Annotated in this window: 24 protein-coding genes and 1 pseudogene; 15 read left to right on the top strand and 10 right to left on the bottom strand. The window is 68.3% G+C overall.

Annotated features, from left to right (window positions below; translation table 11 throughout):
- Window positions 1-40 precede the first annotated feature (40 nt).
- Window positions 41-1,846, top strand: coding sequence for a thiamine pyrophosphate-requiring protein (locus JSQ98_RS08445; protein WP_211649214.1), 1,806 nt, complete (start codon window positions 41-43; stop codon window positions 1,844-1,846).
- A gap of 74 nt (window positions 1,847-1,920) precedes the next feature.
- Window positions 1,921-3,315, top strand: a complete 1,395-nt coding sequence (locus JSQ98_RS08440) for an aldehyde dehydrogenase family protein (protein ID WP_211649213.1) — start codon at window positions 1,921-1,923, stop codon at window positions 3,313-3,315.
- 92 nt (window positions 3,316-3,407) lie between these two features.
- Here the strand turns inward: JSQ98_RS08440 and JSQ98_RS08435 are convergent, their stop codons facing one another.
- Window positions 3,408-3,581, bottom strand: a complete 174-nt coding sequence (locus JSQ98_RS08435) for a CsbD family protein (protein WP_211649211.1) — start codon at window positions 3,579-3,581, stop codon at window positions 3,408-3,410.
- Window positions 3,582-3,789: 208 nt separating this feature from the next.
- On the opposite strand from JSQ98_RS08435, the gene JSQ98_RS08430 reads away from it, so the two are divergent.
- On the top strand, window positions 3,790-5,049 hold the full coding sequence (locus tag JSQ98_RS08430) for a ferrochelatase (protein WP_249290784.1): 1,260 nt from the start codon (window positions 3,790-3,792) through the stop codon (window positions 5,047-5,049).
- A 308-nt stretch (window positions 5,050-5,357) separates the two neighbouring features.
- The gene (locus JSQ98_RS08425; RefSeq protein WP_090152320.1) at window positions 5,358-5,576 is read left to right on the top strand and encodes a hypothetical protein; all 219 of its coding nucleotides are present in this window, start codon (window positions 5,358-5,360) and stop codon (window positions 5,574-5,576) included.
- Window positions 5,577-5,605: 29 nt separating this feature from the next.
- Here the strand turns inward: JSQ98_RS08425 and JSQ98_RS08420 are convergent, their stop codons facing one another.
- From JSQ98_RS08420 to JSQ98_RS08410, 3 genes are all read right to left on the bottom strand, one after another.
- Window positions 5,606-6,100: a MarR family transcriptional regulator gene (locus JSQ98_RS08420; RefSeq protein ID WP_090152316.1), complete on the bottom strand. Its 495-nt coding sequence runs from the start codon at window positions 6,098-6,100 to the stop codon at window positions 5,606-5,608.
- Between the two features lie 123 nt (window positions 6,101-6,223).
- On the bottom strand, window positions 6,224-6,688 hold the full coding sequence (locus JSQ98_RS08415) for a BLUF domain-containing protein (RefSeq protein ID WP_211649209.1): 465 nt from the start codon (window positions 6,686-6,688) through the stop codon (window positions 6,224-6,226).
- Window position 6,689: 1 nt separating this feature from the next.
- Window positions 6,690-6,929, bottom strand: a complete 240-nt coding sequence (locus JSQ98_RS08410) for a hypothetical protein (RefSeq protein WP_090152312.1) — start codon at window positions 6,927-6,929, stop codon at window positions 6,690-6,692.
- Between the two features lie 1,059 nt (window positions 6,930-7,988).
- Here JSQ98_RS08410 and JSQ98_RS08405 point away from each other — a divergent pair.
- From JSQ98_RS08405 to JSQ98_RS08385, 5 genes are all read left to right on the top strand, one after another.
- Entirely contained in the window at window positions 7,989-9,563 is a 1,575-nt protein-coding gene (locus tag JSQ98_RS08405; RefSeq protein ID WP_211650471.1) for an SDR family oxidoreductase, read from the top strand.
- A gap of 90 nt (window positions 9,564-9,653) precedes the next feature.
- Window positions 9,654-10,151 carry a MarR family winged helix-turn-helix transcriptional regulator gene (locus JSQ98_RS08400; protein ID WP_211649207.1) on the top strand — a complete coding sequence of 166 codons (498 nt, stop codon included), beginning with the start codon at window positions 9,654-9,656 and terminating at the stop codon, window positions 10,149-10,151.
- Between the two features lie 80 nt (window positions 10,152-10,231).
- A complete protein-coding gene (locus JSQ98_RS08395; RefSeq protein ID WP_211649206.1) occupies window positions 10,232-11,761 on the top strand; it encodes an MFS transporter in 1,530 nt (509 codons plus the stop codon).
- 33 nt (window positions 11,762-11,794) lie between these two features.
- Complete coding sequence (locus JSQ98_RS08390) at window positions 11,795-12,100, top strand: biopolymer transporter Tol (RefSeq protein ID WP_211649205.1); 306 nt, start codon at window positions 11,795-11,797, stop codon at window positions 12,098-12,100.
- A gap of 95 nt (window positions 12,101-12,195) precedes the next feature.
- Window positions 12,196-13,311 carry an FUSC family protein gene (locus JSQ98_RS08385; RefSeq protein WP_211649204.1) on the top strand — a complete coding sequence of 372 codons (1,116 nt, stop codon included), beginning with the start codon at window positions 12,196-12,198 and terminating at the stop codon, window positions 13,309-13,311.
- Window positions 13,312-13,564: 253 nt separating this feature from the next.
- Here JSQ98_RS08385 and JSQ98_RS08380 read toward each other — a convergent pair whose 3' ends face one another.
- A complete protein-coding gene (locus tag JSQ98_RS08380) occupies window positions 13,565-14,554 on the bottom strand; it encodes an LLM class flavin-dependent oxidoreductase (RefSeq protein WP_200332230.1) in 990 nt (329 codons plus the stop codon).
- Window positions 14,555-14,625: 71 nt separating this feature from the next.
- Window positions 14,626-16,392 (bottom strand): acetyl/propionyl/methylcrotonyl-CoA carboxylase subunit alpha, encoded by a 1,767-nt coding sequence (locus tag JSQ98_RS08375; protein ID WP_211649203.1) that lies wholly within the window; start codon window positions 16,390-16,392, stop codon window positions 14,626-14,628.
- A 121-nt stretch (window positions 16,393-16,513) separates the two neighbouring features.
- On the opposite strand from JSQ98_RS08375, the gene JSQ98_RS08370 reads away from it, so the two are divergent.
- From JSQ98_RS08370 to JSQ98_RS15055, 4 genes are read left to right on the top strand one after another with little or no spacing between them, the layout of a single operon-like run.
- Window positions 16,514-16,969, top strand: coding sequence for an FAS1-like dehydratase domain-containing protein (locus JSQ98_RS08370; RefSeq protein ID WP_336661816.1), 456 nt, complete (start codon window positions 16,514-16,516; stop codon window positions 16,967-16,969).
- A complete protein-coding gene (locus JSQ98_RS08365) occupies window positions 16,966-17,391 on the top strand; it encodes a MaoC/PaaZ C-terminal domain-containing protein (protein WP_211649201.1) in 426 nt (141 codons plus the stop codon). The genes JSQ98_RS08370 and JSQ98_RS08365 overlap by 4 nt, the downstream gene beginning before the upstream one ends.
- The gene (locus JSQ98_RS08360; protein WP_090152278.1) at window positions 17,391-18,581 is read left to right on the top strand and encodes a UDP-N-acetylmuramate dehydrogenase; all 1,191 of its coding nucleotides are present in this window, start codon (window positions 17,391-17,393) and stop codon (window positions 18,579-18,581) included. The genes JSQ98_RS08365 and JSQ98_RS08360 overlap by 1 nt, the downstream gene beginning before the upstream one ends.
- A 6-nt stretch (window positions 18,582-18,587) precedes the next feature.
- The gene (locus JSQ98_RS15055; protein ID WP_211649200.1) at window positions 18,588-19,313 is read left to right on the top strand and encodes a DUF2520 domain-containing protein; all 726 of its coding nucleotides are present in this window, start codon (window positions 18,588-18,590) and stop codon (window positions 19,311-19,313) included.
- 40 nt (window positions 19,314-19,353) lie between these two features.
- On the opposite strand, the pseudogene JSQ98_RS15395 reads toward JSQ98_RS15055, so the two are convergent.
- Window positions 19,354-19,398, bottom strand: a pseudogene (locus tag JSQ98_RS15395) (hypothetical protein); the annotation flags it as partial.
- Here JSQ98_RS15395 and panC point away from each other — a divergent pair.
- Both panC and panB read left to right on the top strand, forming a co-directional pair.
- Window positions 19,397-20,182 (top strand): pantoate--beta-alanine ligase, encoded by a 786-nt coding sequence (panC, locus tag JSQ98_RS08350; protein ID WP_346728753.1) that lies wholly within the window; start codon window positions 19,397-19,399, stop codon window positions 20,180-20,182. The pseudogene JSQ98_RS15395 and the gene panC overlap by 2 nt on opposite strands.
- A gap of 1 nt (window position 20,183) precedes the next feature.
- Window positions 20,184-21,029, top strand: a complete 846-nt coding sequence (panB, locus tag JSQ98_RS08345; RefSeq protein WP_211649199.1) for a 3-methyl-2-oxobutanoate hydroxymethyltransferase — start codon at window positions 20,184-20,186, stop codon at window positions 21,027-21,029.
- Between the two features lie 3 nt (window positions 21,030-21,032).
- On the opposite strand, the gene JSQ98_RS08340 is transcribed toward panB, so the two are convergent.
- The 3 genes from JSQ98_RS08340 to JSQ98_RS08330 form a co-directional block, all read right to left on the bottom strand.
- Window positions 21,033-22,400 (bottom strand): O-acetylhomoserine aminocarboxypropyltransferase/cysteine synthase family protein, encoded by a 1,368-nt coding sequence (locus JSQ98_RS08340; RefSeq protein ID WP_211649197.1) that lies wholly within the window; start codon window positions 22,398-22,400, stop codon window positions 21,033-21,035.
- Window positions 22,397-23,755 carry a MalY/PatB family protein gene (locus JSQ98_RS08335; RefSeq protein WP_211649195.1) on the bottom strand — a complete coding sequence of 453 codons (1,359 nt, stop codon included), beginning with the start codon at window positions 23,753-23,755 and terminating at the stop codon, window positions 22,397-22,399. The genes JSQ98_RS08340 and JSQ98_RS08335 overlap by 4 nt, the downstream gene beginning before the upstream one ends.
- Window positions 23,756-23,946: 191 nt before the next feature.
- Window positions 23,947-26,064 (bottom strand): trypsin-like serine protease, encoded by a 2,118-nt coding sequence (locus tag JSQ98_RS08330; RefSeq protein WP_211649194.1) that lies wholly within the window; start codon window positions 26,062-26,064, stop codon window positions 23,947-23,949.
- Window positions 26,065-26,138: the final 74 nt, after the last annotated feature.

Below are 26,138 nucleotides of genomic sequence, written 5' to 3'. Positions count from 1 at the left end.
CCGCGGTGGGACGAGCACGTCGAATACGGAGGGAACGGTAATGGGACAGTCAGAGGAAGAACGCGCCACCGTCGCAGACGCGATCGTCGAGCGTTTGTCGGCCTGGGGAGTCGAGCGACTGTACGGCTACTCGGGCGACGGGAACAACCCGCTCCTCGGAGCGCTCGATCGGAGTGACCGTGCGCCGCGGTTCATCCAAGCCCGGCACGAGGAGAGCGCGGCATTCATGGCCGTCGGCGACGCCAAATACTCCGGCGGAGTCGGAGTGGTCACGTCGACGCAGGGCCCCGGAGCGATCCACCTGCTCAACGGGCTCTACGACGCGAAGCTCGACAGCGTTCCCGTCGTTGCCCTGGTCGCGCAGCAGCACCGCAGCGTACTCGGATCGGATTACCAGCAGGAGGTGGACCTCCAGACCCTCTTCCACGACGTCGCCGCGCCGTTCGTGCAGCTCGTGAGCTCTCCCGAGCAGATCTACCTCGCCATCGACCGCGCTTTCCGGTCGGCGCGCGCCCGATCGCAGCCGACCGTGGTGATCCTTCCCCACGACGTGCAGGAGGCCCCCGCCCCCGACCTCGGGCAGGAGCACGGTCACCTGGTGACCGCGCCGCTCTCCACGCGAGGAACGCCGCGCCCGCTCGCGGCGGATCTGGATGCCGCCGTGAACGTGCTCGAAGCGGGGGAGCGCATCACGATCCTCGCCGGGCGGGGAGTCGCGAATGCGCAGTCGGAGCTGCTCCGCCTCGCAGATCACCTCGGAGCGGCCGTCACCACGAGTCTGCTCGGGAAGCCGTACGTCGACGAGTCGCACCCGCTCGTGGCCGGAACGATGGGGCACCTCGGCTCCGACGCGTCGGCCTTCGCACTGCAGCACTGCGACACCCTGGTGATCGTGGGCTCGAATGACCCGTGGACGGAGTTCTACCCCGCCCCCGGCAGCGCTCGGGCGGTGCAGATCGACGTCGACGCAGCCGTGCTCGGCAACCGATACCCGGTCGAAGTGGGTCTCGTCGGCGATGCCGGCGAAACCCTCGAGGTGCTGCTTGCTCGAGTGAAGCCGCGCGACCGGACGCCGTGGCGCGACGAGGTCGAAGGCAGCGTGACGCAGTGGCGCGAGACGGCGCGACTGCGCTCCGAGGTGCCGGCTCCTCCCATCAACCCGGAGCTCGCGGTGCGGGAGTTCGGGTCGCGCCTCGCGCCGCCGGTGCGCCTGGCCTGCGACGTCGGCAGCTGCGTCTACCACTACGCGCGGCAGATCCCGCTCTCAGGCGGGGTGCCGGCGCACCTGTCGAGCACGCTGGCCAGCATGGGCTGCGGCGTACCGTACGGCGTCGCTGCGAAGGAAGCCGATTCCAGTCGGCCTGTCGCCGTACTGGCCGGCGACGGTGCGATGCAGATGCTCGGAAACACTGAGCTGATCACCGTCGCGCAGCGATGGCAGAGCTGGAAGAACCCGCAGTTCATCGTGCTGGTGCTCAACAACCGAGATCTCGCAGAGGTGAGCTGGGAGCAACGCGAGATGGGGGCGCAGCCGCGCTTCGTTCCGTCCCAGGAGCTGCCCGAGTTCGCCTACGCCGAGTACGCGAAGCTGCTCGGCCTGGAGGGGATCCGGGTGGAAGCCCCCGAGCAGCTCGGATCTGCGCTGGACGAGGCGTTCCAGGCGCAGCGCCCGGTCGTCATCGAAGCGGCAGTGTCCCAGCACGTTCCGCTCCTGCCGCCGTTCCCGGGGGCGGAGGAGAAGCTGTCGTCGGTTCGGGCCGGCCTCGATGCCGAAGGCGCTCGCGGCACCGAGGCGCTTCGTCTCCTCGAAGCGTACGAGCACATTGCCGCAGCCGCTGAGCAGTGAGGCCCGCGCTGGCAACGGCGCACAGCCCGACCACCGAGAACTCCCCACCAACCACTGATCCAAGTACAGAAGGGATGCGCGTGCATCAGAGCGACACGAACGCAGCCGCCGAGAGCGAACTGCACATCACGAATCCGGCGGACGGCACGAGCGTCGGCAGCATCGCTAAGACCGGGGAGGCCGAGATCCGCGAGACCATTCAGCGTGCGCGGGAGGCGTTTCCCGGATGGCGGGGAACCTCGGCGGGCGAGCGAGGACAGGCGCTTCGCGCAGCCGGTCGCGCGCTGGCAGAACGTGAAGCGGAGGTCGCCGAGCTCCACCGCCGAGAGACGGGGAAGGATCTCGAAGGCGCGCTCGGCGGAGTGCGGGCAGCTGTGGACACCCTGCTGCAGTACTCCGAACTGGCACCCGTGCACCGGGGGAAGAGCCTCTTGGGCTCTGGCACGTCGCTCGACGTGATGCGCCCAGAGCCCCGCGGGGTCGCCGCGATCGTGACGCCGTGGAACGACCCGGTCGCGGTGAGCGCCGGTCTGCTCGGAGCCGCGCTCGCGATGGGGAACACCGTCGTCCACAAGCCGAGCGAGCGCTGCCCGCACCTGGGAGTGCTGCTGGGTGAGATTCTCGCCGAGCACTTCCCGCACGGCGTGCTCTCGACCGTCACCGGCGGCGCCCGAGAGGGCGAGGTGCTCGTCGGCTCTGCAGAGGTGGACCTCGTCGCCCACGTGGGATCCACGCATGCCGGTGAGCGGATCGCGCGGAGCGTCGCGCTCACCGGAGCCCACCTGGTGCGCGAGAACGGCGGAAACGACGCCTTGATCGTCGATTCCGGCGTTCCCGTGCAGTGGGCTGCCGAGCAGGCGGCGATTGGGGCGTTCACGAACGCCGGCCAGATCTGCACCTCTGTCGAACGCATCTTCGTCCATCGCGACATCGCGGCCGACTTCATCGATGCGCTCGCCGCCGAGGCGCAGCGATGGGACGCCGAAGAGCGTGTTCCTCCGCTCGTCGACGATCGGATGCGGGACGAGGTGCATGAGCAGGTGCGCTCGGCGATGGATCGCGGGGCGCGAGCGCGCGTCGGCGGTGTGGTGCCGGAGGGGCCGGGGAGTCGGTATCCCGCCACGGTGCTCGAAGCGTGCACACCCGACATGGCCGTGATGCGGGAGGAGACGTTCGGACCCGTCGCTCCGGTCATGGTCGTCGATGATTTCGCGGAGGCGCTCGAGCGTGCCGCAGCAGACGAGTACGGTCTCTCGGCGTCGGTGCTGACGTCGAGTCTGGGGCACGCCAACGCCGCGATCGATCGCTTGGCGGTGGGTACCGTGAAGATCAACAACGTCTTCGGTGGCGCTCCCGGAGGGGCCGCTCAGCCTCGCGGCCGCAGCGGCGCCGGGTTCGGGTACGGGCCGGAATTGCTGGACGAGATGTCGACGGTGAAGGTCGTGCATCTCGAATCAGTGCCCGAATAGCGTGGTGCAGGCCGCCGCTCGAAGGAGGGCCTCACGCACAGGGGTGGGGCGCGGAACTCACGTTCCGCGCCCCACCTGCGTACTCCCGAGAATCACTTCTTGAAGGCGTCCTTCGCCTTTTCGGCGGCCTGCTTCATATCGGCCTTCGCCTGATCGGCGCGCCCTTCAGCTTCGAGCTTCTCGTTGCCCGTCGCCTTGCCAGCGGCTTCCTTCGCCTTGCCGCCGAGATCTTCAGCTGCGTTCTTGATCTTGTCGTCGAGTCCCATGATGATCCCCTTTCGTCGGTTGGTTCGGGCCGGAGCCCGCTTGCGGTGACACCACCGCGATCCAACACTTCCTTTGTAACACAGTTTCTTTCTCATTTGCTGAGAGGCGTCCATCTCGTGAGCCGGTGCCTGCTGCTGAGAAGCCTGGCAAGAGTGCTCATAGATCAGATCTATGCTGATTGGAGCAGGTGTGATGGGAGGAACCGTGATGGACAGTAGTGACGCATCGTTGACCGAGAGCGCTCCAGGGGAAACGGGCTACCGGCCTACGGGTCGCCGGGAGACGAAGCCGCCCGCAGCGACTCGGGTGCATCTCGACCCGGGCGCACGCGTGCCGAGTGCGACCTCTGCGACGAAGGACGGACCAGAGCACACCACAGTGCCGTTCGCCTACGACGCGATCCTGCTCTCGGGGTTTGGCGGCCCGGAGGGTCAGGACGACGTGCTGCCGTTCCTGCGCAACGTCACACGCGGGCGCGGAATCCCGGATGAGCGTCTGGAAGAGGTGGCGCACCACTACCGGCACTTCGGCGGCGTGAGCCCGATCAATGATCACAACCGGGAGTTGCTCTCGGAGCTGCGCTCGGCACTGAGCGCCGCGGGCATCGACCTGCCCGTGTACTGGGGCAACCGCAACTGGGCGCCGTATCTCGATGAGGCGCTCGCAGCAGCCGCCGCGGACGGGGTGCGCACGATGCTGGCGATTCCGACGAGCGCGTACTCCTCGTACTCGTCGTGCCGTCAGTACCGGGAGGACTGGGCGGATGCGCTCGAGAGTGCTGGCCTGCAGGAGACGCTCCGCATCGACAAGGTGCGGCAGTTCTTCTCCCATCCGGGCTTTCTGCAGCCGTTCGTCGAGGGGGTGCGTGCCGGCGTCGAGCAGGCGCTCGCCGCGGGGAACCGCGGGGATCAGATCGAGATCATGTTCGCGACGCACAGCATTCCGACCGCTGACGCCGAGCTGTCCGGCGCCGGTCTCTTCCCTGACTCTGATGGCGGAGGGTACGCCGCGCAGCACCTGGCCGCAGCCGCCGAGATCATCGCTCAGGCCGCCCCGGAGTTCTCGTGGCAGTTGGTGTATCAGTCCCGTTCCGGCCCGCCGTCGCAGCCGTGGCTCGAGCCCGACATCAACGACGCGATCACTGCACTCGAGGGCCGCACGGCTGTGGTCATCGTTCCGCTCGGGTTCGTCAGCGATCACATGGAGGTGATGTGGGATCTCGACGAGGAGGCGACGGAGACGGCGACCGAGCGCGGGCTCTGGGTGACGCGCGTGCCCACTCCGGGGGTGCACGCCGCGTTCGTCGAAGCCCTCGTCGATCTGGTGCAGGAGCGCATCGAGGGGCGGCCGGTCGAGGAGCGTGCGAACGCCACGTCGATCGGTCCGTGGTTCGACGTCTGCCGCCCCGGGTGCTGCGAGAACCCGCGGCTCGGCTTCAAACCGGCGATCGCAGGGTTGCAGCCCTAAGCGAGGTGATCTGAGCCGCCGTTGCGCTCGCGTGTTCGCGGGATGCAGCGGCGGCTCGACGCTCGCGGGAGAGCGTGGCCCCTCGCGAAAATTGGATTTGGTTTAAGAAAGAATTAAAGTCAACTTCTTACCTTTCGCGGCGCGCCGCGTGACCGAACTGTGATCTCCTGGCACGCTACCGGTGGAGTCGGTGACGGCGACTTTGATCCGCGGACCCCTCGAACGGGTGCGCGGCGACCGATCAATGGCGCACCGGCACAGCCTCAGTGAGCCGTGCGCCCGAGGGGAGACCAGCGTTGCAGTACCCGATGAGCCCGAGCGAACTCGCCGATGAACTCGGCCACACCCCAGGGGTGCATCCCGGGCATCGCGTGCGCAAGTTTCTGCGCCTCCGCTACCCCGATCATCCGAGCCACCAGCCCTGGGTGCTCGATGAGCAGATGGCTGATGCCGTGCGGGCGCACTTCGAAGTGCGCAGTCACTTCGACCGCCGGGCGGGTCGGCGACCGCGGCTCCTCGATCGGTAGCTCGGGCCGGCCACCCCCGGCCTCAGCGGTCACGCGACGTCGTTCAGTGCGGCGGTGAGTTCGCCGAGCACGCGAATCGTGGTATCCACGTCCTTCTGCGGAATGCCGTTCGCGGCGGCGATCAGTGCGGCATGATGCTCTTCGAACGCGGCATCGACCTCATTGATCGCGACCCCGGTCGGCTTCAAGAACCGCGCGCGCCGGTCGGTCGGGTGCGGATCACGCGTGACCAGCGACTTCTTCACGAGGCGGTCGATGACGTTGGTCACATTCGCGCTCGACGTCTTGAGCATGGTGATCAGATCCTTCGGGCTGATCGGCTGCCCGCTGCGGTCGGCCTGCACGATGTAGCGCAGCGCGCGCAGGTCCTGACTGTGCAACCCCGACTGATCGAGCGACCGGGCCTCCTGGCGCTGCTGGGCGCCTCGCAACTGCTGCATCGCGGTGATGAGCGCGCGCGCGGAGTCCGTGATGGGCTCCGTGGAGTACAGATGCTCCTCTTCGCTGCTGATGATGCTCTTCACGACACTTCCTTCACGCGCGTATTCTTGGTCCCCTGACCATTTTAAGTCAGGTTTTAGTACAGAATACGACTATTCCAGTGCCTGCGAGCTTCCGGTCGCCTGCGACAGCGGCTTTCCGACTGGTCAGCGAGCGGATCGAACTTTGAACCAGAATGTGAGCTCGCTCGCCGCGCGAGCGGTGATCACGTCATCTGCGCCCTGCTCGAGGTCCGTGAACGTATCGCGGAACCCCGCGGGAACGGGTGTCTCGGTCGTGCGCATGCGCTGATACCCCATGGTCCAACTGGAGAACTGCCGCTCCGCGATGCGCTCGTCGATGAGAATGCGCACGTCCGTGTGGCGCGGGTCGGCCTCGATATCGGCCATGAGTTCCGCGACGTGCTCTTCGGAGCCTTCGAGGAACTGGATGAAGCTGCCACCGCGGTACGAGAGCATGCCAGTCACACCCAGTGCCTCGTTGCGCGCACGCGCCTGCAGCAGCAGGGCGTCGAGTTCGGCATCGTTGAAGGGGGCGACGGCGACGCTCGAATAGACGAGCGACTTGAGCGTCTCGGTGCGCGTCTCGGTGGATGCGATGTTGGTCTGCATATCAGGCGACTCCTGTCTGTTCGAGAGCGGCGAGCGATGCGTCGCTCAGCGCGGCCATCGCGCTGTCGAGCTCCGAGTACTGCCCGACCGGACGAGAGAACTGGTTGCAGACCACGTACATGCCGGATTCCTCGATATCGATGAAGCCGAGGAACTCGCCGTCCCTGCTCCCGACGAAGAAATCGTCTTCGATTCTCGCCCACGTGATCGCTCCCGCGAGGCTGCTCGTACTGACGTTCATTGCGTACCTTTCAAAAATGCCATCGACACGAAGTCGCACAGAACGCGATGGGCCACAGCGAGGGGGCGACGCGAGTCGCCCGCAGCAATCTTATCGCTCACGTACCGCGGCCGACAGGATAGGTCGCGCCATGCCTCCGTGTGGGCCGCGACGTGGGAGGCATGTCGCTTGTCACGCCGGCCTGAGCGCGATACCGTCGCACGCGAGCAGGAACGTACTGCCACGGCGACCAAGTGACCTCGGGCCGCGGTGCGATGACGATCTCGGGGGGAAACGACGAACACGAACGCGCCGCCAGTCCCAGCGCCTCGCGCGTCGACGAGCGCCCCGGCCGAGCGCCGCTTCAGCACCGTGCGGCGCCTGGCCTGGTGGGCCGCGGATTATGTCTACGCGGTGCGCCGGCAGGCTCGCGCGCTCTGGGATCGCTCGGGTCCGCGCGATTTCCTGAACGGCTCGGAATCGCCGGTCGTCGTGATTCCCGGCGTGTACGAACCCTGGCGGTTCATGCTGCCGCTGATCCGACGGCTGCATCGCGACGGGCACCCCGTGCACGTTCTCGACCCGTTGCGCAACAACCGCGTTCCGGTCGCCGAGGGGGCGCGAATCGTGGACGAGTATCTCGCCGCGGCCGGGCTGGCCGACGTCGTGCTCCTGGCGCACAGCAAGGGCGGGCTCATCGGCAAGCACGTGATGGCGTTCGGGCGGCACGCCGACCGGGTGCGGTCCATGGTGGCCATCGCCGCTCCGTTCGGCGGATCCCGGTACGCGCGATACCTGCTCGGGCGCACCCTGCGTGCGTTCTCCCCTGTCGACCCGACCATCGTGCTCCTCGCCGAGGCTCCTGAGGTGAATGCGCGCATCGTCTCGGTCTACGCCCGGTTCGACCCCCACATTCCCGAAGGCAGTGAACTCGCGGGAGCGCGCAACGTGCCGATCGACACAGGAGGGCACTTTCGCGTCCTCGACAATGTCAAGACCATCGCGGTCGTGCGGGAAGTCGCGGATCATGGGGTGGAGCGCGAGACGGGTGCCGTCTCGGCCGATGATGTGGGGGAGCGGATGAAGAGCAGCGCAGATCGTTCAGGGGGCGAAGAGGGCCTCAGCGCCCCGACCGGGCAGGAAGAAGTGCTTCGTGCGATCCCTCGCCCCGATGGGGAGATGCCGCGAGTGCTCGTGCTCGGAGCGACCGGGTATCTCGGCGGGCGGCTCATGCCGCGTCTGCTGAATGCGGGATATCGCGTGCGCACGCTCTCTCGCTCGGAAGAGCGCATCCGCGCCTATCCGTGGTCGGAGGAGACGGAGATCGAGGTCGGCGACGCGGGCGATGCCGAGGCGATGGCCAGGGCGGTGCGCGACGTCGACATCATCGTGTACCTGGTGCACTCGATGTCGAGTGGGGCGGAGTTCGCCGAGAAGGATCGCGAGATCGCCGAGAATGTCGCCGCACGGGCGCGCGAGGCCGGGGTGTCGCGCATCGTCTACCTCGGGGGCCTGCACCCCGAGGGGGTGCGGCTCTCTCCCCATCTCGCGTCTCGCACAGAGGTGGGAGAGATTCTGCTCGCCTCGGGAGTGCCGACGCTCGAACTGCAAGCCGGGGTCGTGATCGGATCGGGATCCGCATCGTTCGAGATGGTGCGCCATCTCACGGAGGTGCTCCCGTACATGCCGGCCCCGAAATGGGTGCGCAACTTCATCCAGCCGATCGCGGTGCGGGATGTGCTGCACTACCTGCTCGCCGCGGCACGGGTGGAGCACGACGTCAATCGAGCGCTCGACATCGGTGGGCCAGACGTGCTCAGGTACGGGCAGATGATGAACGGGTATGCCGTCGAGGCGGGTCTGCCTCAGCGAGGAATCGCATCCCTGCCGGTGCTGACCCCCCGGCTCGCCTCGCACTGGGTGGGGTTGGTGACGCCGGTGCCGACGTCGATCGCCCGGCCGCTCGTCGAGTCGTTGCAGCATCGCTGCGTCATGCAGAACCACGACGTCGATGCGATCCTGCCGCAACCGGAGCACGGCCTGACTCCCTATCGCGAAGCCGTGCGGCTCGCGCTCGGCCGGATCGAAGTCGACGGGGTCGAGACGAGCTGGGTCGACGCTCGCGTCGCTGCGCCGAGCGAGCCCTTGCCGAGCGACCCCGAGTGGGCGGGGCGCACCGTCTTCACCGATCAGCGCGAGCGCGAGTCGACGGCGTCCCCCGATGCGGTGTGGTCGGTGATCACGCAGATCGGCGGTGAGACCGGCTGGTACTCGTCACCGCGGCTCTGGGCGCTGCGCGGCTGGTACGACCGCATCACCGGGGGTGTGGGGCTGCAGCGCGGGCGGCGCTCGCGCACTCGGCTGGTCGTCGGCGACGCCGTCGATGTGTGGCGCGTCGAGTCGATCGAGCCCGGCCGTCTGCTGCGACTCCGTGCAGAGATGCGGGTTCCCGGGCTGGCGTGGCTCGAACTGTCCGTCGAGCCGACGGGCCGCGGTTCCGTGTACCGGCAACGCGCGGTGTTCTTCCCGCGCGGACTCACGGGCCGGCTGTACTGGCTCGCAATGCTGCCCTTCCACGGATTGATCTTCAGCGGCATGGTGGCGCGCATCGTCGGTCTGGCGGAGGAGGAGCGCAGTCGTGGCGCTGATAGCTGAGACGACCTTTTGATTCAGCAATTAGACTGCATATAACTTGTGTAATATGCTGAGTATCGAAATGGAGTGGCGCCTGCTGGAGGGGTGACGATGCCGCAGAACATCATCTTGAACGAATCGGAGCACCTGTACGCGCCCGAGCCCGCCTCGGAAGCCGGACGGGCGCTCTCGGCCGCGCTGCTGCGGATGCGCCGGGCGGAGCAGCGCCAAGAAGCCAGAGCGCTCGGGCTCTCGGGTCTCTCCGATCTCGACCTGCGTGCGCTCCGATACCTCGTGCAGGCGACGAGGGACGAGCGAAACCTCGGGCCGAAAGACCTCATCGGCATGCTCGGCACGTCGAGCGCGAACGTGACCAACGTGGTCGATCGACTCGTGAAGCGGCACCTCGTCGCGCGGGTCGAGCACCCCAGCGATCGTCGTGCCCACTACCTGCGGCCCACCGCGACGGCGATCTCCAACGTCGAGGCGATCTTCATGCGTCACCACGCCGCGCTCGTCTCCGAGATCGAGGAGATCGACGACGCGGATGCCGGCACGGCGGCGCGGGTGCTCGAACGATTGACCCGAGCGCTCGACGAACTCGACTGACCTCTCAACCCTCCCACCACCTTCCATCACCGTGGTCTCGCATTCGCCTTCCATCGATGCGGAAACCGAAGGAGCAGCGCATGCACATCCCACCCGATTCGAACGGCGCCGGAGCCTTCTGGCGAGGATGGTTCGCTCGCTTCCAGGCGAAGAGCGCTGAACCCAGGCGGCTCACCGTCGACGATGTCCACGTCGTCGACCGTCCCATGCTCAAGCGCGCGATCGCCGGGACGGTCGTCGGCAACCTCATGGAGTGGTACGACATCGGGATCTACGGGTACCTCGCGGTCATCATCGGTCGCGTGTTCCTCCCCGAAGCCTCGGGAGGGGCGCAGGCGCTCTTCTCCCTCGGCGTCTTCGCCGTCACCTTCGTCGCCCGCCCGCTCGGCGGCGTCGTGCTCGGCCAGCTCGGCGACCGAATGGGTCGGCAGAAGGTGCTGGCGTTCACGCTCATCATGATGGCGGCCGCGACCTTCCTCATCGGCGTCCTGCCCGATTACTCGGTCATCGGCGTCTTCGCCCCCATCCTCCTCATCGTGCTGAAGCTCGCGCAGGGGTTCTCGACCGGCGGCGAATACGCCGGGGCCACGACCTTCATCACCGAGTACGCACCCGATCGGACGCGCGGCTTCTACGCCTCGCTGCTCGACATGGGTTCGTACCTGGGCTTCGCGATCGGCGCCGCGTTCGTCTCGATCCTGCAGCTGACCGTCTCGGCAGAGGCCATGGAAGGCTTCGCCTGGCGCATCCCGTTCCTCGTGGCGCTGCCGCTCGGCCTGATCGCGATCTACTTCCGCCTCAAGATCGAAGACACGCCAGCGTTCAAGGAGGCGCGCGACGCGGCGGAGCGCGCCACGGAATCCGCCGAGGCATCGCCGGAAGCCCCGAAGAGCGTGCTCGCGCTGGTCCGCGCGTACTGGCGCGAGCTGCTCACCGCGTTCGTGCTCGTCGCCGCCGCGAACACCGTCGGGTACGCGCTCACGTCGTACATGCCGACCTACCTCACCCAGACCCTCGGCTACGACGAAGTGCACGGCAATCTCCTGACGCTGCCCGTGCTCGTGGGAATGGCACTGTGCATCCCGCTCACCGGCAAGCTCTCCGACCGGATCGGTCGACGCAAGGTGCTCTTCATCGGCTCGAGCACCGCGATCGTGCTCGCCGTTCCGGCCTTCCTCTTCATGATGCACGGCGAGACGTGGTCGACGCTTCTCGGGCTCGCCCTGCTCGCCGTGCCCGTGACCTTCTACGTCGCCAATCTTGCGTCTTCGCTGCCCGCGCTCTTCCCGACCTCATCGCGATACGGCGGAATGGGCATCTCGTACAACCTCTCCGTCGCACTCTTCGCGGGGACCGCGCCGGTGATCATGGAATCGCTCGTGCAGCTCAGCGGGTCCGCGCTGGCACCGGCGTTCTACGTGATCGGCACCTCGATCGCGGGCTTCGTCGCCGTCGCCCTGCTGAAGGAATCCGCACGGCGCCCGCTTCCCGGCGCCATGCCCAGCGTCGGCACCGATGCAGAAGCGGCTGCACTCGTGGAAGGACAGGACACGAACCCGGATCTCGACCTCGACGAGTTGTTCCCGGAGCGAACCGCGGACCAGGCGTAGCGACCCGGCCGCACGCGATCCCGCATCGAAACCATGAACGCAACCAGCGGACCCGAGCGCACCCCAGACGGTCGGCACATCATCGTCGGCGGACGCCGATGGCGAGCCATGGATCCGGCACTGCCCGAACGCCTCACAGCGCCGCTGAAGTCGGAACTGGGCAGCGCGCGCTCACGCATTCGCACCGCCCCCGACGACGCAGGGCGCGCGGCCCTCAGGGACCGCGTGCAGCTCGCCAAGGAGGGGCTCGGAGAACGCGGCACCGCATGGTGGGAGATGGACGAGGGCGACCGCACCTCGAGAGCGGAGGATCGACTGCGACGCCTGCAGGAGGAATGACGACGGGAGCATGACGGCGGAACGGGGGCTAGCACGTCCGTCCACGGTGACCAAGGGGGTGTCTGCGACCGCCCCCGCCCGGGCATGCTCATCCTGTGCCGAATGGTGAGCGAACCGAGACCTCGCGCGTGGCGGTCGTGCTGCGCCGCGGGCTGAACACCGCGCGACCGATCTTCACGCGCTTTCGCCTCCTCCTCGCGCTCAAAGCCGCGATCGGGGTGACAGCCGCCTGGCTGATCGGGCGGCTGCTCCCGGGCGAACTGAACGAGTACGCGTACTACGCCCCGCTGGGCGCGCTGCTCGGGGTGGCGCCGACCATCGTGAGCTCGGTGCGCACGAGCGTCGAGCTCATCACCGGCATCGTCATCGGGTTGGGCATCGGATGGGTGCTCGTCGCGACCGGCAGTCCCTGGTACGTGCGCGCGCCCGTCGCCGCCGGCCTCGGCATGCTCATCGCGGGCGTGCGCAAGCTGGGCGAGGGCCGATCGTACGTCGCAATCGCCGCGGTGTTCGTGGTGATCATCGGCGCGGGCGACCCCGACTCCTACGTCGCGGGGTACGTCGCGCAGTTCGGGATCGGCTTGTTCGTCGGCACCGTCGTCAACCTCGTGTTCATCCCGCCGCTCATGTACGGATACGCCCGATCGCGCATCGCCGACTTGAAGAGCGATTTCGCTGCCGCCGCGGAAGACCTCGCAACGGTGCTCACGACGGCGTGGCCGCCGGATCGCGCCGACTGGCTCGACGACGCCCGTCGTCGTCAGCGCTCCGTCGACGACGCGGAGGAGATGGTGCGGGAGGCGAAGGAGAGCGGTCGCGGCAATCCGCGCAACATCTGGCGGCGGTTCGACGCGTCGAGCGATGACGCCGATATCGAGGCGCTGCGCTACGTCGGGCTCAGGCTCGCCGATATCTCAGACGCGCTCGGGGGCGCGATCTGGCATCAGCCCGTGGCTGTGACGATTCCCGACGAGGCGATCGATTCGCTCGGTCGAGCGCTGAGCGCACTCGCCGAGTACATCCGCGCGTGGAACACGGACGTGGACGTCGACGAGGCGCGGGAGACGTACGCCGCCGCAGTGCAGGATGTCGGCGACGTGTTCGAGCGGGCCGAGACCGAGTCCGGCTTCGGCACCATCGTCTTCGCGCTCCGCAGCATGCTGGGGCGCATCGACGAGCGCATCGAGGAGTCGAGCGCCGCGGCGGAGTGAGGCCGGTCCGCCGTTCGGCAGCGCTGCCGCGCCTCCGCGCCTCTGCGCCTCCGCGGCTCCGCGGCAATCCCCACCGCAGCCGGGTCACTTGGAGAGTGTGTTGCGCCAGGTCGACGGGGCGACACCCTCCCCAAGTGACCCGGCTCTGATGGAGCGGGAGGATCGGACGGAGCGGGTGGCTCGGACGAATCGGGCGGAGCGGGAGGAGCGGGCGGTGCGGGCGGCTCGGGAGAACCGAGTCGAGCCGACCGGCCTAGGCCTGCGACGCGATTGCGGCGATGCGCACGGACTCGAGCTGCTCGGCCCGGGTCGGCGCGATGTGCACCGTGACGAGTTCATCGACATCGGCGAATTTCGCGAACGCCTCGAGTTCTTCGTGCACGCGAGTGGGGCCGCCGATGGCGGTGTACTGCATCATGCCGCGGATCTCCCGCCCGGCGGGCGTCTCGATCAGCTGCGACGCCTCGTCGAAGGTGAGCTCGCGTTCACGGCCGCGCGACAGGAAGCGCCGCACACGATCGACCTCGGCCCGCGCGAACAGGGATTCCGCTGCGGTGTCAGTGTCGGCCGCCACCACGTTGATGCCCGCGCTCGCGTAGGGTTCGGGGTGGGCCTCGCTGGGCACGTACTGGGAGCGGTAGTGCTCGATGGCCGCTTTCAGCGCCTGCGGCGCGAAGTGCGACGCGAACGAGTAGGGGAGGCCGTACTGAGCGGCAAGACTCGCGCCGAACAGGCTGGATCCGAGGATCGTCAACGGCACCCGCGTTCCGCGCCCGGGGTATGCGTTCACCGCATTGCGCGGCAGCTCGTCCGAGAGGTACCGCTGCAGCTCCGCGACGTCGCTCGGAAAGCTCTCCGCCGCCTCGTAGGTACGGCGGAGCGCGCGGAATGTCGCACCGTCCGTTCCGGGGGCGCGACCGAGGCCGAGATGAATGCGCCCGGGGTGGAGCTCGGCGAGCGTGCCGAACTGCTCGGCGATGACGAGCGGGGAGTGATTCGGGAGCATGACGCCGCCCGCGCCGAGGCCGATCGACGCGGTCTGCGACGCGATGTGGGCGATCAGCACGGACGTCGCGCTCGAAGCGATGGACGGCATGTTGTGATGCTCGGCGTACCAGATGCGGCGGTATCCGCTGGCTTCCGCCAGTCGTGCGACGTCGACGGAGTGCCGGAATGCGTCGGCGATCGTACCGTCCGCTTCGACAGTCGCCAGATCCAGAATCGAAAGCGGGGTTGCAGTCATGGTGAGTGCAACCCCGCTCGATCAGCGCCTATTCCTCGGCGGCGGCCTCAGGCGTACGCCGTCAGCTGAACTCAGGCCGGGTCGATGATCGACAGCAGCAGGTGACCGTTCGAGACCGTCTGGCCGACCGGCGCGTCGACGCCCGCGACGACGCCCGAACGGTGCGCGTAGATCGACTGCTCCATCTTCATGGCCTCGAGTACGAGGAGCAGATCGCCCTCTGCGACCTCCTGGCCGTCTGCGACGGTCACCTTCACGACGGTGGCCTGCATCGGGGCAGCGACGCCGTCGCCGGCCGAAGCGGCGATGCCGGCTCCCTTGGCGCGGCGGGGTGCGGGCCCGCGGGTGACCTCCTGGTCGACGAGGGGCAGCAGCGTGGCGGGCATCGTGACCTCGACACGGCGGCCCTCGACCTCGACGGTGACGCTGCGGCGCTTCGCGTCCTGACCGATCGGGGGCACCTCGCCCTCCCAGGGCTCGATGTCGTTCTCGAACTCGCGCTCGATCCAGAGGGTGTAGACACCGAACGTGCCGTCGGGCGCGGTGAACGCGGGATCGCGCACGATCTTGCGGTGGAACGGCAGCACCGTTGGCAGGCCCTGGATCTCGAATTCGTCGAGCGCGCGGCGAGAGCGCTCCAGCGCTTCCTCGCGGGTCGCGCCGGTGACGATCAGCTTGCCCAGCATCGAATCGAAGGCGCCGGAGACGACGTCGCCCGACGCGACGCCCGTGTCGATGCGCACGCCCGGCCCGGCGGCCGGCTTGAACAGTGCGACCGGGCCTGGGGCGGGGAGGAATCCGTTCCCGGGATCCTCGCCGTTCAGCCGGAACTCGAAGGAATGGCCGCGGGGTTCGGGGTCGGCGTAGTCGATGGTGCCGCCCTCAGCGATGCGGAACTGCTCGCGCACGAGGTCGATCCCGGTGACCTCCTCGGAAACGGGATGCTCGACCTGGAGGCGCGTATTGACCTCGAGGAAGGAGACCGTACCGTCTTTCGCGACGAGGAACTCGCAGGTACCGGCGCCGACGTACCCGACCTCCGCGAGGATCGCCTTCGACGCCGCGTAGAGCTGGGCGTTCTGGTCATCGGTGAGGAACGGGGCGGGCGCCTCTTCGACGAGCTTCTGGTGCCGACGCTGCAACGAGCAGTCGCGGGTGGAGACGACGACGACGTTGCCGTGCTGATCGGCGAGGCACTGCGTCTCGACGTGGCGCGGCTTCTCGAGGTACTTCTCGACGAAGCACTCGCCGCGACCGAAGGCGGCCACGGCTTCACGGGTCGCCGACTCGAAGAGCTCTGCGACCTCGTCTCGTTCGTATGCGACCTTCAGACCACGGCCGCCTCCGCCGAACGCCGCCTTGATCGCGATCGGGAGACCGACCTCATCGGCGAAGGCGAGCACCTCGTCGGCGTTCTGCACCGGGTCGCTCGTGCCGGCGGCGAGCGGTGCGCCGACCTTCTCCGCGACGTGGCGTGCCGAGACCTTGTCGCCGAGACGCTCGATCGCGTCGGGGCCCGGCCCGATCCAGGTCATGCCCGCATCCATGACGGCTCGCGCGAAATCGGCGTTCTCTGCGAGGAAGCCGTACCCGGGGTGCACCGCATCGGTGCCGGAACGCCGTGCGATGCCGAGGATCTTCTCGATGACGAGGTACGTCTCGCTGCTCGTGGTGCCGCCCAGCGCGTACGCTTCGTCGGCGAGCTGCGCATGCATCGCGTCCCGATCTTGATCCGCGTACACCGCCACCGAAGCGATTCCGCTGTCAGCAGCAGCTCGAATGATACGGACGGCGATCTCACCGCGGTTGGCGATGAGCACTTTACGGATGCGCGACATGAGGTACAGCCTATTCGAGGGCCGGGGCGGAGCCTTGGATATATGGCACAAACCTTTTCGTGATTCGTTACCGGAATCAGCCTGTATGCGCGCCAGATGCACCGCTCGGTACACTTGCACCGTGGTGAATCCAGAGATCGCAGGCCGGGTGTATCCGTCGACCGCTCCCTATCTCGTGGGGCGCGAGAAGGTGCGCGAGTTCGCGCGCGCCGTGTGCAGTGCGTCGCCGCTGCACCATGATGCAGAGGCGGCTCGTGCTGCCGGGTACGCCGATGTCGTCGCACCGCCGACCTTCGCGGTCGTGGTGCAGGAGGCGACGCTCGCCCAGCTCCTCGCCGATGATGCAGCCGGTGTCGACTTCTCGCGCGTCGTCCACGGCGACCAGCGGTTCACCTACACGCGGCCCATCGTCGCCGGAGATGAATTGACCGCGACGTTGACGATCGCCGCCGTGAAGCAGCTCGGCGGCCACTCGATGGTGACTGCATCGAGCGATGTCGTCGATGCTGCGGGTGAGCACGTGGTCACGGCGACCTCGACGCTCGTCGTACGTGCTGCTGAGGAGGAGACCGCATGACCGCGCCTGATTTCGCATCCCTGTCGACCGGCGACGTCGTCGCCGAGCGAGAGTTCGAGCTGACGCGTGATCGCCTGGTCCGCTACGCGGGAGCCTCGGGAGATTTCAACCCGATCCATTACCGCGACGACATCGCGGTCTCGGTCGGACTTCCCGGCGTGCTGGCGCACGGCATGCTGACCATGGGGATCGCGGGGTCGGTCGCGACCGATTGGCTCGGCACGACCGGTAGCGTGCGCGACTTCCAGTCCCGATTCACTCGTCCCGTGCCCGTGGATGCCGTCGACGGCGCCCGTGTCACGGTGACCGCGACGGTCGGCGCGGTGGACGCCGATGCGCGCACCGCGCGGATCGACCTCCGGGTGACGTTCGACGGGGCGACCGTGCTCGGTAAGGCGCAGCTCGTGGCGGCGTTCGCGTGATGCTTCCCGAGATCGGACCGGAGCCCGCGGGTGACGGCACCCCGTTCTCGGAGCTCACGACGATGCGCGTGGGCGGGCCGGCAGAGCGCGTGCTCGTGGCGCACGCCGTTGATGAGCTCGTCGCCTATGCGCAGGGCCTCTGGGATACGGATGAGCCGTGGATGCTGCTCGGTGGCGGCTCGAACACGGTGATGCATGATGACGGCTTTGCCGGGACCGTGCTGCTCGTGCGCACGAACGGGATCGCACCCGTCGCGGACGACGCGCTCCCCGAAGGCAAGATCCGGTTGCGCGTGCAGGCCGGGCACGACTGGGACCACCTGGTCGCCGCCTGCGTCGACAACGGCTGGTCTGGCGTCGAGGCTCTCTCGGGCATCCCCGGTCTGGCGGGAGCCGCGCCGGTGCAGAACATCGGAGCGTACGGCCAGGAGCTCTCGGACGTGCTCCACTCGATCGAGTTCCTCGACCGCGAGCGCGGGCACGCCCGCCGGATCCCGGCCGACGCGCTCGGCCTGGCCTATCGCGACTCGGCGATCAAGCAGGGGCTCGAAGGCGTCGTTCTGTCGATCGACATCGTGTTGAGTGTGGGGGAGGAATCCCCGGGCCGGCGAGCGCACGCGGCACCAGAGGTGCTCTCCGAGCCCATCGCTTACGAGCAGCTCGCGAGTGCGCTCGGCGTCGAACTCGGCGAACGCGTGCCGATCCGGGATCTGCGCGATTCCGTGCTGCGGCTGCGGGCATCGAAGGGCATGGTGCTCGACGCCGCTGATCACGACACCTGGAGTTGCGGCTCCTTCTTCACCAACCCGATCGTCTCCGAGCATTTCGCGCGCGAGCTGCCGGAGAGCGCTCCGAGGTTTCCGCAGCCGGTGCCCGAGCCCGAAGACGCGATCACGACGTTCGCCGAGCTCGAGGCCGGGCTGCCCGTGCGCGTTCCACCGCCGCCGCCGGAGCGCATGGTGAAGCTGTCGGCCGCTTGGCTCATCGATCGTGCCGGGGTGCGGCGGGGGTTTCGGCTGCCGGGATCCGGTGCCGCGATATCGTCGAAGCACACCCTCGCGATCACGAATCAGGGCGGGGCGAGTGCGGGCGACGTCGCCGAGCTCGCGCGCTTCGTCGTGCAGCGGGTGCAGCAGGAGTTCGGGGTGATCCTGGCCCCCGAGCCGAACCTGTACGGTCTCGAGCTGTAGGCGGCGATGCGCGTTCAGGTCGTCGGAGCTGGTCGCATGGGCCGAGCGATCGATGGCGCCCTGCGAGCGGCCGGAGCCGCGATGCTTCCGATCGGCGGTCGAGGCGCCGACGGGGCGGGTGCAGATCTCGTGCTCCTTGCCGTTCCGGATGCTGCGATCGCCGAAGCATCGGCGATGATCGCGCCGGGGCCGATCGTCGGCCACCTGTCGGGGATCACGACGCTCGCACCTCTGGTCGGGCATGAAGCCTGCAGCGTGCACCCGTTGCTCTCAGCTGCAGGTTTGCACACGCGATTCGAAGGGGCGTGGGCGGCGATCGACGGATCGACGGAGCGCGCTGTCGACGCCGCGGCCGAGGTCGCTCGCCTGCTCGGGTTGCGAGTGTTCCGCGTGCGCGACGAGGATCGCGCGGCGTATCATGCGTCCGCCTCGATCGCGGCGAATTTCCTCGTCGTGCTCGCGGCGACTGCGGAGCGGGTTGCGGCGACGGCCGGCGTCCCGCGGGAAGCGCTGATCCCGCTCGCCGAACGGTCGCTGGCGAACTGGGCGCGACTCGGGCCTGCGGAAGCGCTCACCGGCCCGGTCGTCCGCGGCGAAAACGAGACGCTTGCGCTGCAACGCGCGGCGATCGGGGAGCGCGATCCGGCGAGTGTCGCCCTGTACGATGCGATGGTGGACGCGAGCCGGCGACTGCTTGATCAGCCCGCTGCGCCGGCGGAGGAGGCCGAATGAAGATCGTACGCAGCGTGAGCGGAGTGCGTGCAGCGGTGCGACTGGCGCGCACGAGCGAGAGGTGACCGTCGTGCAGCGCCCCCATGGTCGGAACGAGCCCGACACGGGCGACTCCGTCCGTGCGCGCCGCTCAGCACGGCAGCGATCTCGTCGTGATGTCGATCTTCGTCAACCCGAAGCAGTTCACGGAACTCTCCGACCTCGAGCGGTACCCGCGTCAGGAGGCCGCGGACGCGGCACTCGCCGAGGCCGCCGGAGTCGACATCCTCTTCGCGCCGGAGCCGTCCGAGCTGTACCCGGACGGCTTCGCGACGACCGTGCATGTGGGCGGACCGCTGACGCAGACGCTCGAAGCCGCGGGCCGAGGGCCCGAGCACTTCGACGGCGTCGCGACCGTCGTGTCGAAGCTGCTGCTGGCCGTCGACGCCGACACCGCCTACTTCGGGCAGAAGGACGCTCAGCAGGTGATGGTGGTGCGCCGCATGGTCGCCGATCTGAGCATCCCCACCGAGATCGTCGCGTGCCCGACGGTGCGCGACGCCGACGGCCTGGCGATGTCGAGCCGCAATGTGCGCCTCAGCGCCGAGGAACGAGCGCAGGCCACAGCGATCCCGCGCGCGCTCGAAGCCGCCGAAACGGCGTTCGCGCTGGGGGAGACTCGGGTCGAGCACGTGCACGCGCGAGTCGTCGCCGTGCTCACCGCCGGCGGCATCGCCCCCGAGTACGTGGCGTTCGTCGACGCCGACTCGTTCGTGCCCGTCGCAGAGATCGCCGGGCCCGTGCTCTGCGCGATCGCGGCACGAGTCGGTGCGGTGAGGCTCATCGACAACACCCTGCTGACCCCGCCCGATGTGATCGAGGAGCACTGACATGCCACAGGTGACGATTCCCGCGCTCGCACAGAAGCGCGCGGCCGGCGAGCCGATCGTGATGGTGACCGCCTACGACTTCCCGGGAGCGCGCGCCGCGGAGCGTGCCGGGGTCGACATGGTGCTCGTCGGCGATTCTGCGGCTCAGGTGGTACTCGGGTACGGCTCGACCGTGCCGGTGACCACCGACGAGATGCTGGTGCTCGCACGAGCGGTGCGTCGCGGCACCGAAACGGCGTTCCTCGTCTGCGACGTTCCATTCGGCTCGACCGAGGTCTCCGACGCGCAGGCCGTCGACACGGCCGTGCGGTTCGTGAAGGAGGCCGGAGCTGACGCTGTCAAGCTCGAGGGCGGCTCTGAGCCGCGCTTGAGTCGGATTCGCGCGATCGTCGCCGCAGGCATCCCCGTGGTCGCCCACCTGGGCCTGACCCCGCAGACGGCGACGGCCCTCGGGGGGCTCCGCGCTCAGGGGCGCACCGAGGCGACCGCGACGCGACTCGTGCGCGAGGCGCGTGGCGTGCAGGAGGCCGGAGCGTTCTGCCTGGTGATCGAGGCGGTGCCGGCGGAGATCACGGCGCTCCTGCGAGAGCATCTGAGCATCCCGATCATCGGCATCGGGGCCGGCGACGCCGACGGCCAGGTGCTCGTGGCGCACGACCTGCTCGGCATTACCGAGGGTCGGGCCGCGAAGTTCGTCAAACGGTACGCCAGCATCGGCGATGATGCCGCCGCCGCCATCGAGGCGTACGCGGCAGACGTGCGCTCCGGCGCGTTCCCGGCGCCCGAGCACCGTTACGCCGCCACGGACGAAGCGCTCGCCGCGGCGCGCGCCGAACTCGGCGTGTGACGATCAGCCCGCGAGAGAGATTGCGGGCATCGCGAGTGCGGCGACGCGATCCAGCCCGGCGCGAAGGTCGCGCTTCAAGTCGTCGACCGCTTCGAGACCGATCGAGAGGCGCAGCAGACCCGGAGTGATGCACAGCCGATCATTGATCTCCTGCGGGAACGTCGCGTGGGTCGAGGACAGCGGATGAATCACCATGGACCGGGTGTCGCCGATGCCCGTCATGCGCGAGAAGACGCGCAGACCGTTGACGAACGCGCGGGCGCCGTCGATGCCGCCGCGCACGGTGACCCCGAAGACGGAGCCGGTGCGGCCGTCGTAGTCTCGCAGCGCGAGCCCGTGCAATGCGTTCGAGGGGAGACCGGCGTAGTCGACCGACTCGACCTCCGGCTGCTGCTCGAGCCACGCGGCGATGGAGAGCGACGAGTCGACATGCCGCTCCATGCGCAGCGACAGCGTCTCCATGCCCTGGTGGAGCAGGAAGCCGTTGAAGGGCGACAGAGAGGGGCCGATGTCGTTCACGACGGCTTCGCGAACGGCGCGTGCATACGCGCCCGTGCCGAACCGGTCGAGCATGGACCCGAGACCCGGCCGGGGCGCGGCCGTGATGAGCGGGTACGCGCGCCCAGCCCGTTCGGCCGCCGCCCAGTCGAAGCGGCCCCCGTCGACTACGGCACCGCCGACGGCGGCGCCGTGCCCGGTGAGGAACTTGGTGGTCGAGTGCACGACGATGTCGGCACCGTGCTCGAACGGGCGGATGAGCGCTGGCGTGCCGACCGTGTTGTCGACGACCACCGGCAGGTTGTAGCGGGCCGCGATCTCCGAGATGCGTCGAAGGTCGGTGACGTCGTTGCGCGGGTTCGGAATCGTCTCCGTGAAGATCGCCTTCGTGGTCGGCCTGATCGCGCGCTCCCATTCCGCGTCGTCATCCGCGTCCCAGACGTAATCGAATTCGATGCCGAACCGTTTGAAACTGCGCCCGAACAGGATGCGCGTGCCGCCGTAGATGGACGCCGTCGAGACGATGTGGTCGCCGTGCTGCGCCAACGCGAAGAGCGCAGAAGAGATGGCTGCCTGCCCACTCGAGACGGCCACCGAACCCGTTCCGCCCTCGAGCGACGCGAGGCGCTCCTCGGCGACCGCATTCGTCGGGTTCCCCTGGCGCGAATAGATGGGGTCGATCGATCGTCCGGCGAACCGGTCGACCTGATCGTCGAAGTCGTCGAAGACGTACCCTGCGGACATGGCGATGGGGGGCACGCGAAGACCGGTGTTGCGGTCGGGGTACTCCCCGGCGTGCACCTGCCGGGTGTCGAAGGAGTAGCCCTCCCAATCCGTGACCGGCTGGGCGGCGTCGTTGGCTGATTCACTCATCGGGATTCCTCCAGATCGAGATTGGGCGAGCGGGTCTCCGGTGAGGCCCCGCCGTCGAAGGGCGGCAGGATCGACGCGATGCGATCCACCGCCGCATGTATGGTCTGCGGCGCGCACGCCACGTTGATGCGGGCGTAACCGGCCCCACCAGCACCGAAAGCGGCGCCGTCGTTCAGGGCGACGCGAGCGTCGTGCAGGATCCGGCTGTACGGGTTCGAACCCAGCCCGGCCCCCCGCAGATCGAGCCAGACGAGGTACCCCGCTTCGGGGGCGACGAGACGCACGCCGGGGAGGCGCCGTGAGACGAGGTCCGTCAGCAGCGCGACATTCGCCTGGACCTGTGCGATGGCGCGATCGAGCCACTCTCGCCCCGCGGTGAATGCGGCCGCGTTCGCGTGCAATCCCAGAATGCTCACACGCGTGACGGTTTCAGGAGGCAGCCGGCGAAGCAGCTCGTTGGCGGACGCATCGGCGGCGACGAGCACCGCGCACTTCGCGCCCGCGAGATTCCAGCCCTTGCTCGCCGAGAGGGTCGACACGGAGAGTGCCCCGGCCTCGGCCGCGAGCGGAGCGAACGGAGTGAAGCGCGCGCCGGGGAAGGTCAGCGGGGCATGAATCTCATCGGAGACCACGAACACGTCATACGCGGCGGCGAGACGAGCGAGCTCAGCCAGGTCCGCCTGCGTATGCACGAGGCCGTGGGGGTTGTGCGGGTTGCAGAGGATGAAGGCGTCGATCCCAGGGTCGCTTGCGAAGGCGCGCTCGATCGCCGCGAGGTCGAGACGCACCGGCGGGGCGAGCACGGCCGAGCCGCTCGTGGCGCAACCTGGGGCATCGGTCCCCGCGCCTGCATCTCCCGTGAGCGGCACCTCGACGACCTCGAACGGTACCTCCTCCAGCATCTCGAAGAACCCGGGGTAGGCGGGCGTCGAGATCGCGAGACGCCCACCGGCCGGGCGCCCGACGCGCAGGGCCTCGACGACGGCCGTCGCGACATCGGTGGCGAGATGCACATGCTCGTCCGGAACATGCCAGCCCCAGCGGTCCAGGGCGAATGCGGTGAATGCCGGAGCAAGCGCGCCTGCGCCGTCCACGTACCCCAGATCGGATGCCTGCACGCGTTCGATCATCGCGCGCTGAATCTCGGGCGCGATCGCGAAATCCATCTCGGCGACGAAGAGCGGCAGCACGTCCGGGGCGAATCGCGTCCATTTGAGGCTCGTGCGCTGCTCGCGGAGGAGGCGAGGATCGAGTGCCGCGAAGGGGACGCCTGCAGGATCGGCGGTGGCCTCGGTTGACGGGGGCACCGACGGGTCGACGGCAGTCGGGCTCGGTGCACAGTCTGCGTCGCTCATGCCCCCATCGTCTCGCGGAGCCGCTTCCGGGCGCGAACCGCGAAGTAACGGGCCGTCATCTACCCGCGAGACGTCATGGGTGCTTCCACTGACCTGAAGCCGTGCAGTCGCCGGGTGGAAACACGACAGCGGGCCCCGATCCGAAGATCGAGGCCCGCTGTGCTGCGCGACTGCGTCAGCCGATGCGCGGATTACTCCGCGGCGGTGGCCTGCAGACGACGCTGGGTGAAGACGATCGCGCCGCCGCCGAGGATCAGCATGCCGAGCGCTGCGAGCCCGAAGGGCAGCATCGAGAAGCCGGTACCGGTGTTGACGAGCTCTGCTCCGCCGGTGCCACCCTGTCCGCCCGGGGCAACCGGGTTGGAGGGATCAGCCGGTGCGCCCGGGGTGCCCGGGTCAACCGGTGCGACCGGTGCAGCGGCCACGTTGAAGACGAGGCTCGTCGCGCTCGAGGTCGCGCCGTTGATCGCCTGAGTGGCCTCAACGGTGTAGGCGCCTGCACCGAGCTGAGCACCGAGATCGATCGTCCAGGTGCCGTCCGCGCCGACGACTGCTGCCTCAGCCGACACGCCGGACTCGGATGCCGCGCCACCTGCGGTTGCGGTGCCGACCTCTTCACCGTTGAGCTTCACGATCACCGTGGCACCCTCGATGCCGGTCCCGGAGATTGCGGAAGGAGCATCGGCGGCCTCGAAGGTAGCACCGGGCTCGACCGAGGTGATTGCGGGGGCTGCGGGAACCACTGCGACCGTGCCCGTGCCAGCATCAGAGGTCTGACCCTCGAAGGTCTGCGTTGCGGAAACCGTGTAGTTGCCGTACTCGAGCTCGGTTGCGACCGACCACGTACCGTCTTCCTTCACCGTAGCGGTGAGCGAGACGGGGTCCGCGCCCTCGCGGGTCACGGTGATGTCGAGCTCGGCGCCGGGGACGCCGGTTCCGGTCAGCGTGACGTCGGACTCTTCAGAGGTGATGTCGTCGACGCCGGGGGCTGCGAGGACTACCTCGAAGTTGACCTCGACCGACTCCGACTTGCTGAAGCCGTTCGTAGCAGTGAGGGTTCGCGTGTACTGGCCCGGCTCCTGCGGAGCGGGGAAGGACACCTCGGTGCCCTCGACGGGGATGACCTCGCCCGACTGGCCCTGGCCAACGGAGAGCTCCTTGGCGTTGCTCGGGACGGTCACGACGATGTCGCTGCCGCCGGCCACGCCGTTCGAGACGTCGGTCTTGACGACCGGCTCGTCGATGTCGAGTGCGACGGTGTAGCCGTCGGTGAAGCCGAGTGCCGGCTGGAGCAGGGTGTACCAGGCGTAGTCATCGGTGCCTGCGGGAACCTCGTCCGGACCGCCGCTGACGACGCCGACTGCGGTCTCGCCCTGGAACACTGCGCCGCCCGAGTCGCCGGGGCTGGTGGTCGCGCCGCCGATGAAGCCGTGGACCCAGCGGTTCGAGACCTGCATGTAGCCGTCGAGGATCTCGGTCGCACGAATGCTTCCATCGCTGTAGCGCAGGTTGACCGTGGTGTTACCCGTCGACAGACCAGTGGTGCGGCCCGACTTCGAGATGGTGCCCGACTGCGGCAGGCCGACGGACTTGATCGGCGTCGTGCTCAGCGACAGATCGTCCTGCGCAGCCGTCGTCCAGTCGGTGACCTCAGGGAGCAGGTTCAGCGCATCGTTGGTGATGTCGATCACAGCGATGTCGGTCGAGTTGGGATCGTTCTCTGCTCCGGGGGTGTTTCCCACTCCACCGAACTGGCTGAAGGCGAAGCTTCCGGCGATGCCGTTGCCGTCGGGTTCGATGAACTCTCCGCCGGCCGCATCATTGGAGGGATCGCTGAACTGCACATCAGTGACCGCGCCATCGCTCGAGCAGTGCCCGGCGGTGATGAGTGCGGGCTCGCCCTCAGGCGTGAAACCGGTGAATCCGGTGGAGCAGGTGCCCACCCGATCGTCGGAGAGCTCGCCGAAGTATCCGGCGCCGGCGACGATGTCGGTCGATGCGTGCGAAACGACGTTGCCGACGATGGCAACGTTGCTGACGCCGTGCTCAGCGGCAAGCGCTTCGATCTGGTCGGCGTTCTTGGCGGTGACTTCTTCAACCATCACGATGGGCTGGCCATCGGTCGTGGTGCCGGCACCGACTGCGGGTGCTTCAGCTACTTCCTTGTTGATCTCAGTAACTGCTGCCATTGCCGAAGCAGTGGTGTCAACGGTCGGCGTCTCCTCTGCCATTGCCGGTGCGGCAATGAAGAGACTGCCGAAACCGAGCACCGCGGCCGCGCCAAGCGCGAGTGGGCGACGTTGTGTCACGTGTTTTCCCCTAAGCGTTCAAATGTATGAATTGGGCTTCTGATTCCGTACTCGTCGACGCCGATCAGTTCGTG

Origin of the sequence: Leucobacter manosquensis, from assembly GCF_018304845.1 — a bacterium.
In the GTDB taxonomy this organism is placed as follows: domain Bacteria; phylum Actinomycetota; class Actinomycetes; order Actinomycetales; family Microbacteriaceae; genus Leucobacter; species Leucobacter alluvii.
Note: the sequence above shows the minus strand (reverse complement) of the source record. Positions and strands in the feature narration are given on the sequence as shown.

Coding starts and splice junctions, on each gene's coding strand:
- JSQ98_RS08440 (WP_211649213.1), top strand. CDS start 1,921: ATGCGCGTGCATCAGAGCGACACGAACGCAGCCGCCGAGAGCGAACTG.
- JSQ98_RS08400 (WP_211649207.1), top strand. CDS start 9,654: ATGCCGCAGAACATCATCTTGAACGAATCGGAGCACCTGTACGCGCCC.
- JSQ98_RS08390 (WP_211649205.1), top strand. CDS start 11,795: ATGAACGCAACCAGCGGACCCGAGCGCACCCCAGACGGTCGGCACATC.
- JSQ98_RS08445 (WP_211649214.1), top strand. CDS start 41: ATGGGACAGTCAGAGGAAGAACGCGCCACCGTCGCAGACGCGATCGTC.
- JSQ98_RS08340 (WP_211649197.1), bottom strand. CDS start 22,400: ATGAGTGAATCAGCCAACGACGCCGCCCAGCCGGTCACGGATTGGGAG.
- JSQ98_RS08405 (WP_211650471.1), top strand. CDS start 7,989: ATGAAGAGCAGCGCAGATCGTTCAGGGGGCGAAGAGGGCCTCAGCGCC.
- panB (WP_211649199.1), top strand. CDS start 20,184: ATGCCACAGGTGACGATTCCCGCGCTCGCACAGAAGCGCGCGGCCGGC.
- JSQ98_RS08435 (WP_211649211.1), bottom strand. CDS start 3,581: ATGGGACTCGACGACAAGATCAAGAACGCAGCTGAAGATCTCGGCGGC.
- JSQ98_RS08430 (WP_249290784.1), top strand. CDS start 3,790: ATGGACAGTAGTGACGCATCGTTGACCGAGAGCGCTCCAGGGGAAACG.
- JSQ98_RS08365 (WP_211649201.1), top strand. CDS start 16,966: ATGACCGCGCCTGATTTCGCATCCCTGTCGACCGGCGACGTCGTCGCC.
- JSQ98_RS08360 (WP_090152278.1), top strand. CDS start 17,391: ATGCTTCCCGAGATCGGACCGGAGCCCGCGGGTGACGGCACCCCGTTC.
- JSQ98_RS08380 (WP_200332230.1), bottom strand. CDS start 14,554: ATGACTGCAACCCCGCTTTCGATTCTGGATCTGGCGACTGTCGAAGCG.
- JSQ98_RS08395 (WP_211649206.1), top strand. CDS start 10,232: ATGCACATCCCACCCGATTCGAACGGCGCCGGAGCCTTCTGGCGAGGA.
- panC (WP_346728753.1), top strand. CDS start 19,397: ATGGTCGGAACGAGCCCGACACGGGCGACTCCGTCCGTGCGCGCCGCT.
- JSQ98_RS08425 (WP_090152320.1), top strand. CDS start 5,358: ATGAGCCCGAGCGAACTCGCCGATGAACTCGGCCACACCCCAGGGGTG.
- JSQ98_RS08415 (WP_211649209.1), bottom strand. CDS start 6,688: ATGCAGACCAACATCGCATCCACCGAGACGCGCACCGAGACGCTCAAG.
- JSQ98_RS08375 (WP_211649203.1), bottom strand. CDS start 16,392: ATGTCGCGCATCCGTAAAGTGCTCATCGCCAACCGCGGTGAGATCGCC.
- JSQ98_RS15055 (WP_211649200.1), top strand. CDS start 18,588: ATGCGCGTTCAGGTCGTCGGAGCTGGTCGCATGGGCCGAGCGATCGAT.
- JSQ98_RS08335 (WP_211649195.1), bottom strand. CDS start 23,755: ATGAGCGACGCAGACTGTGCACCGAGCCCGACTGCCGTCGACCCGTCG.
- JSQ98_RS08410 (WP_090152312.1), bottom strand. CDS start 6,929: ATGAACGTCAGTACGAGCAGCCTCGCGGGAGCGATCACGTGGGCGAGA.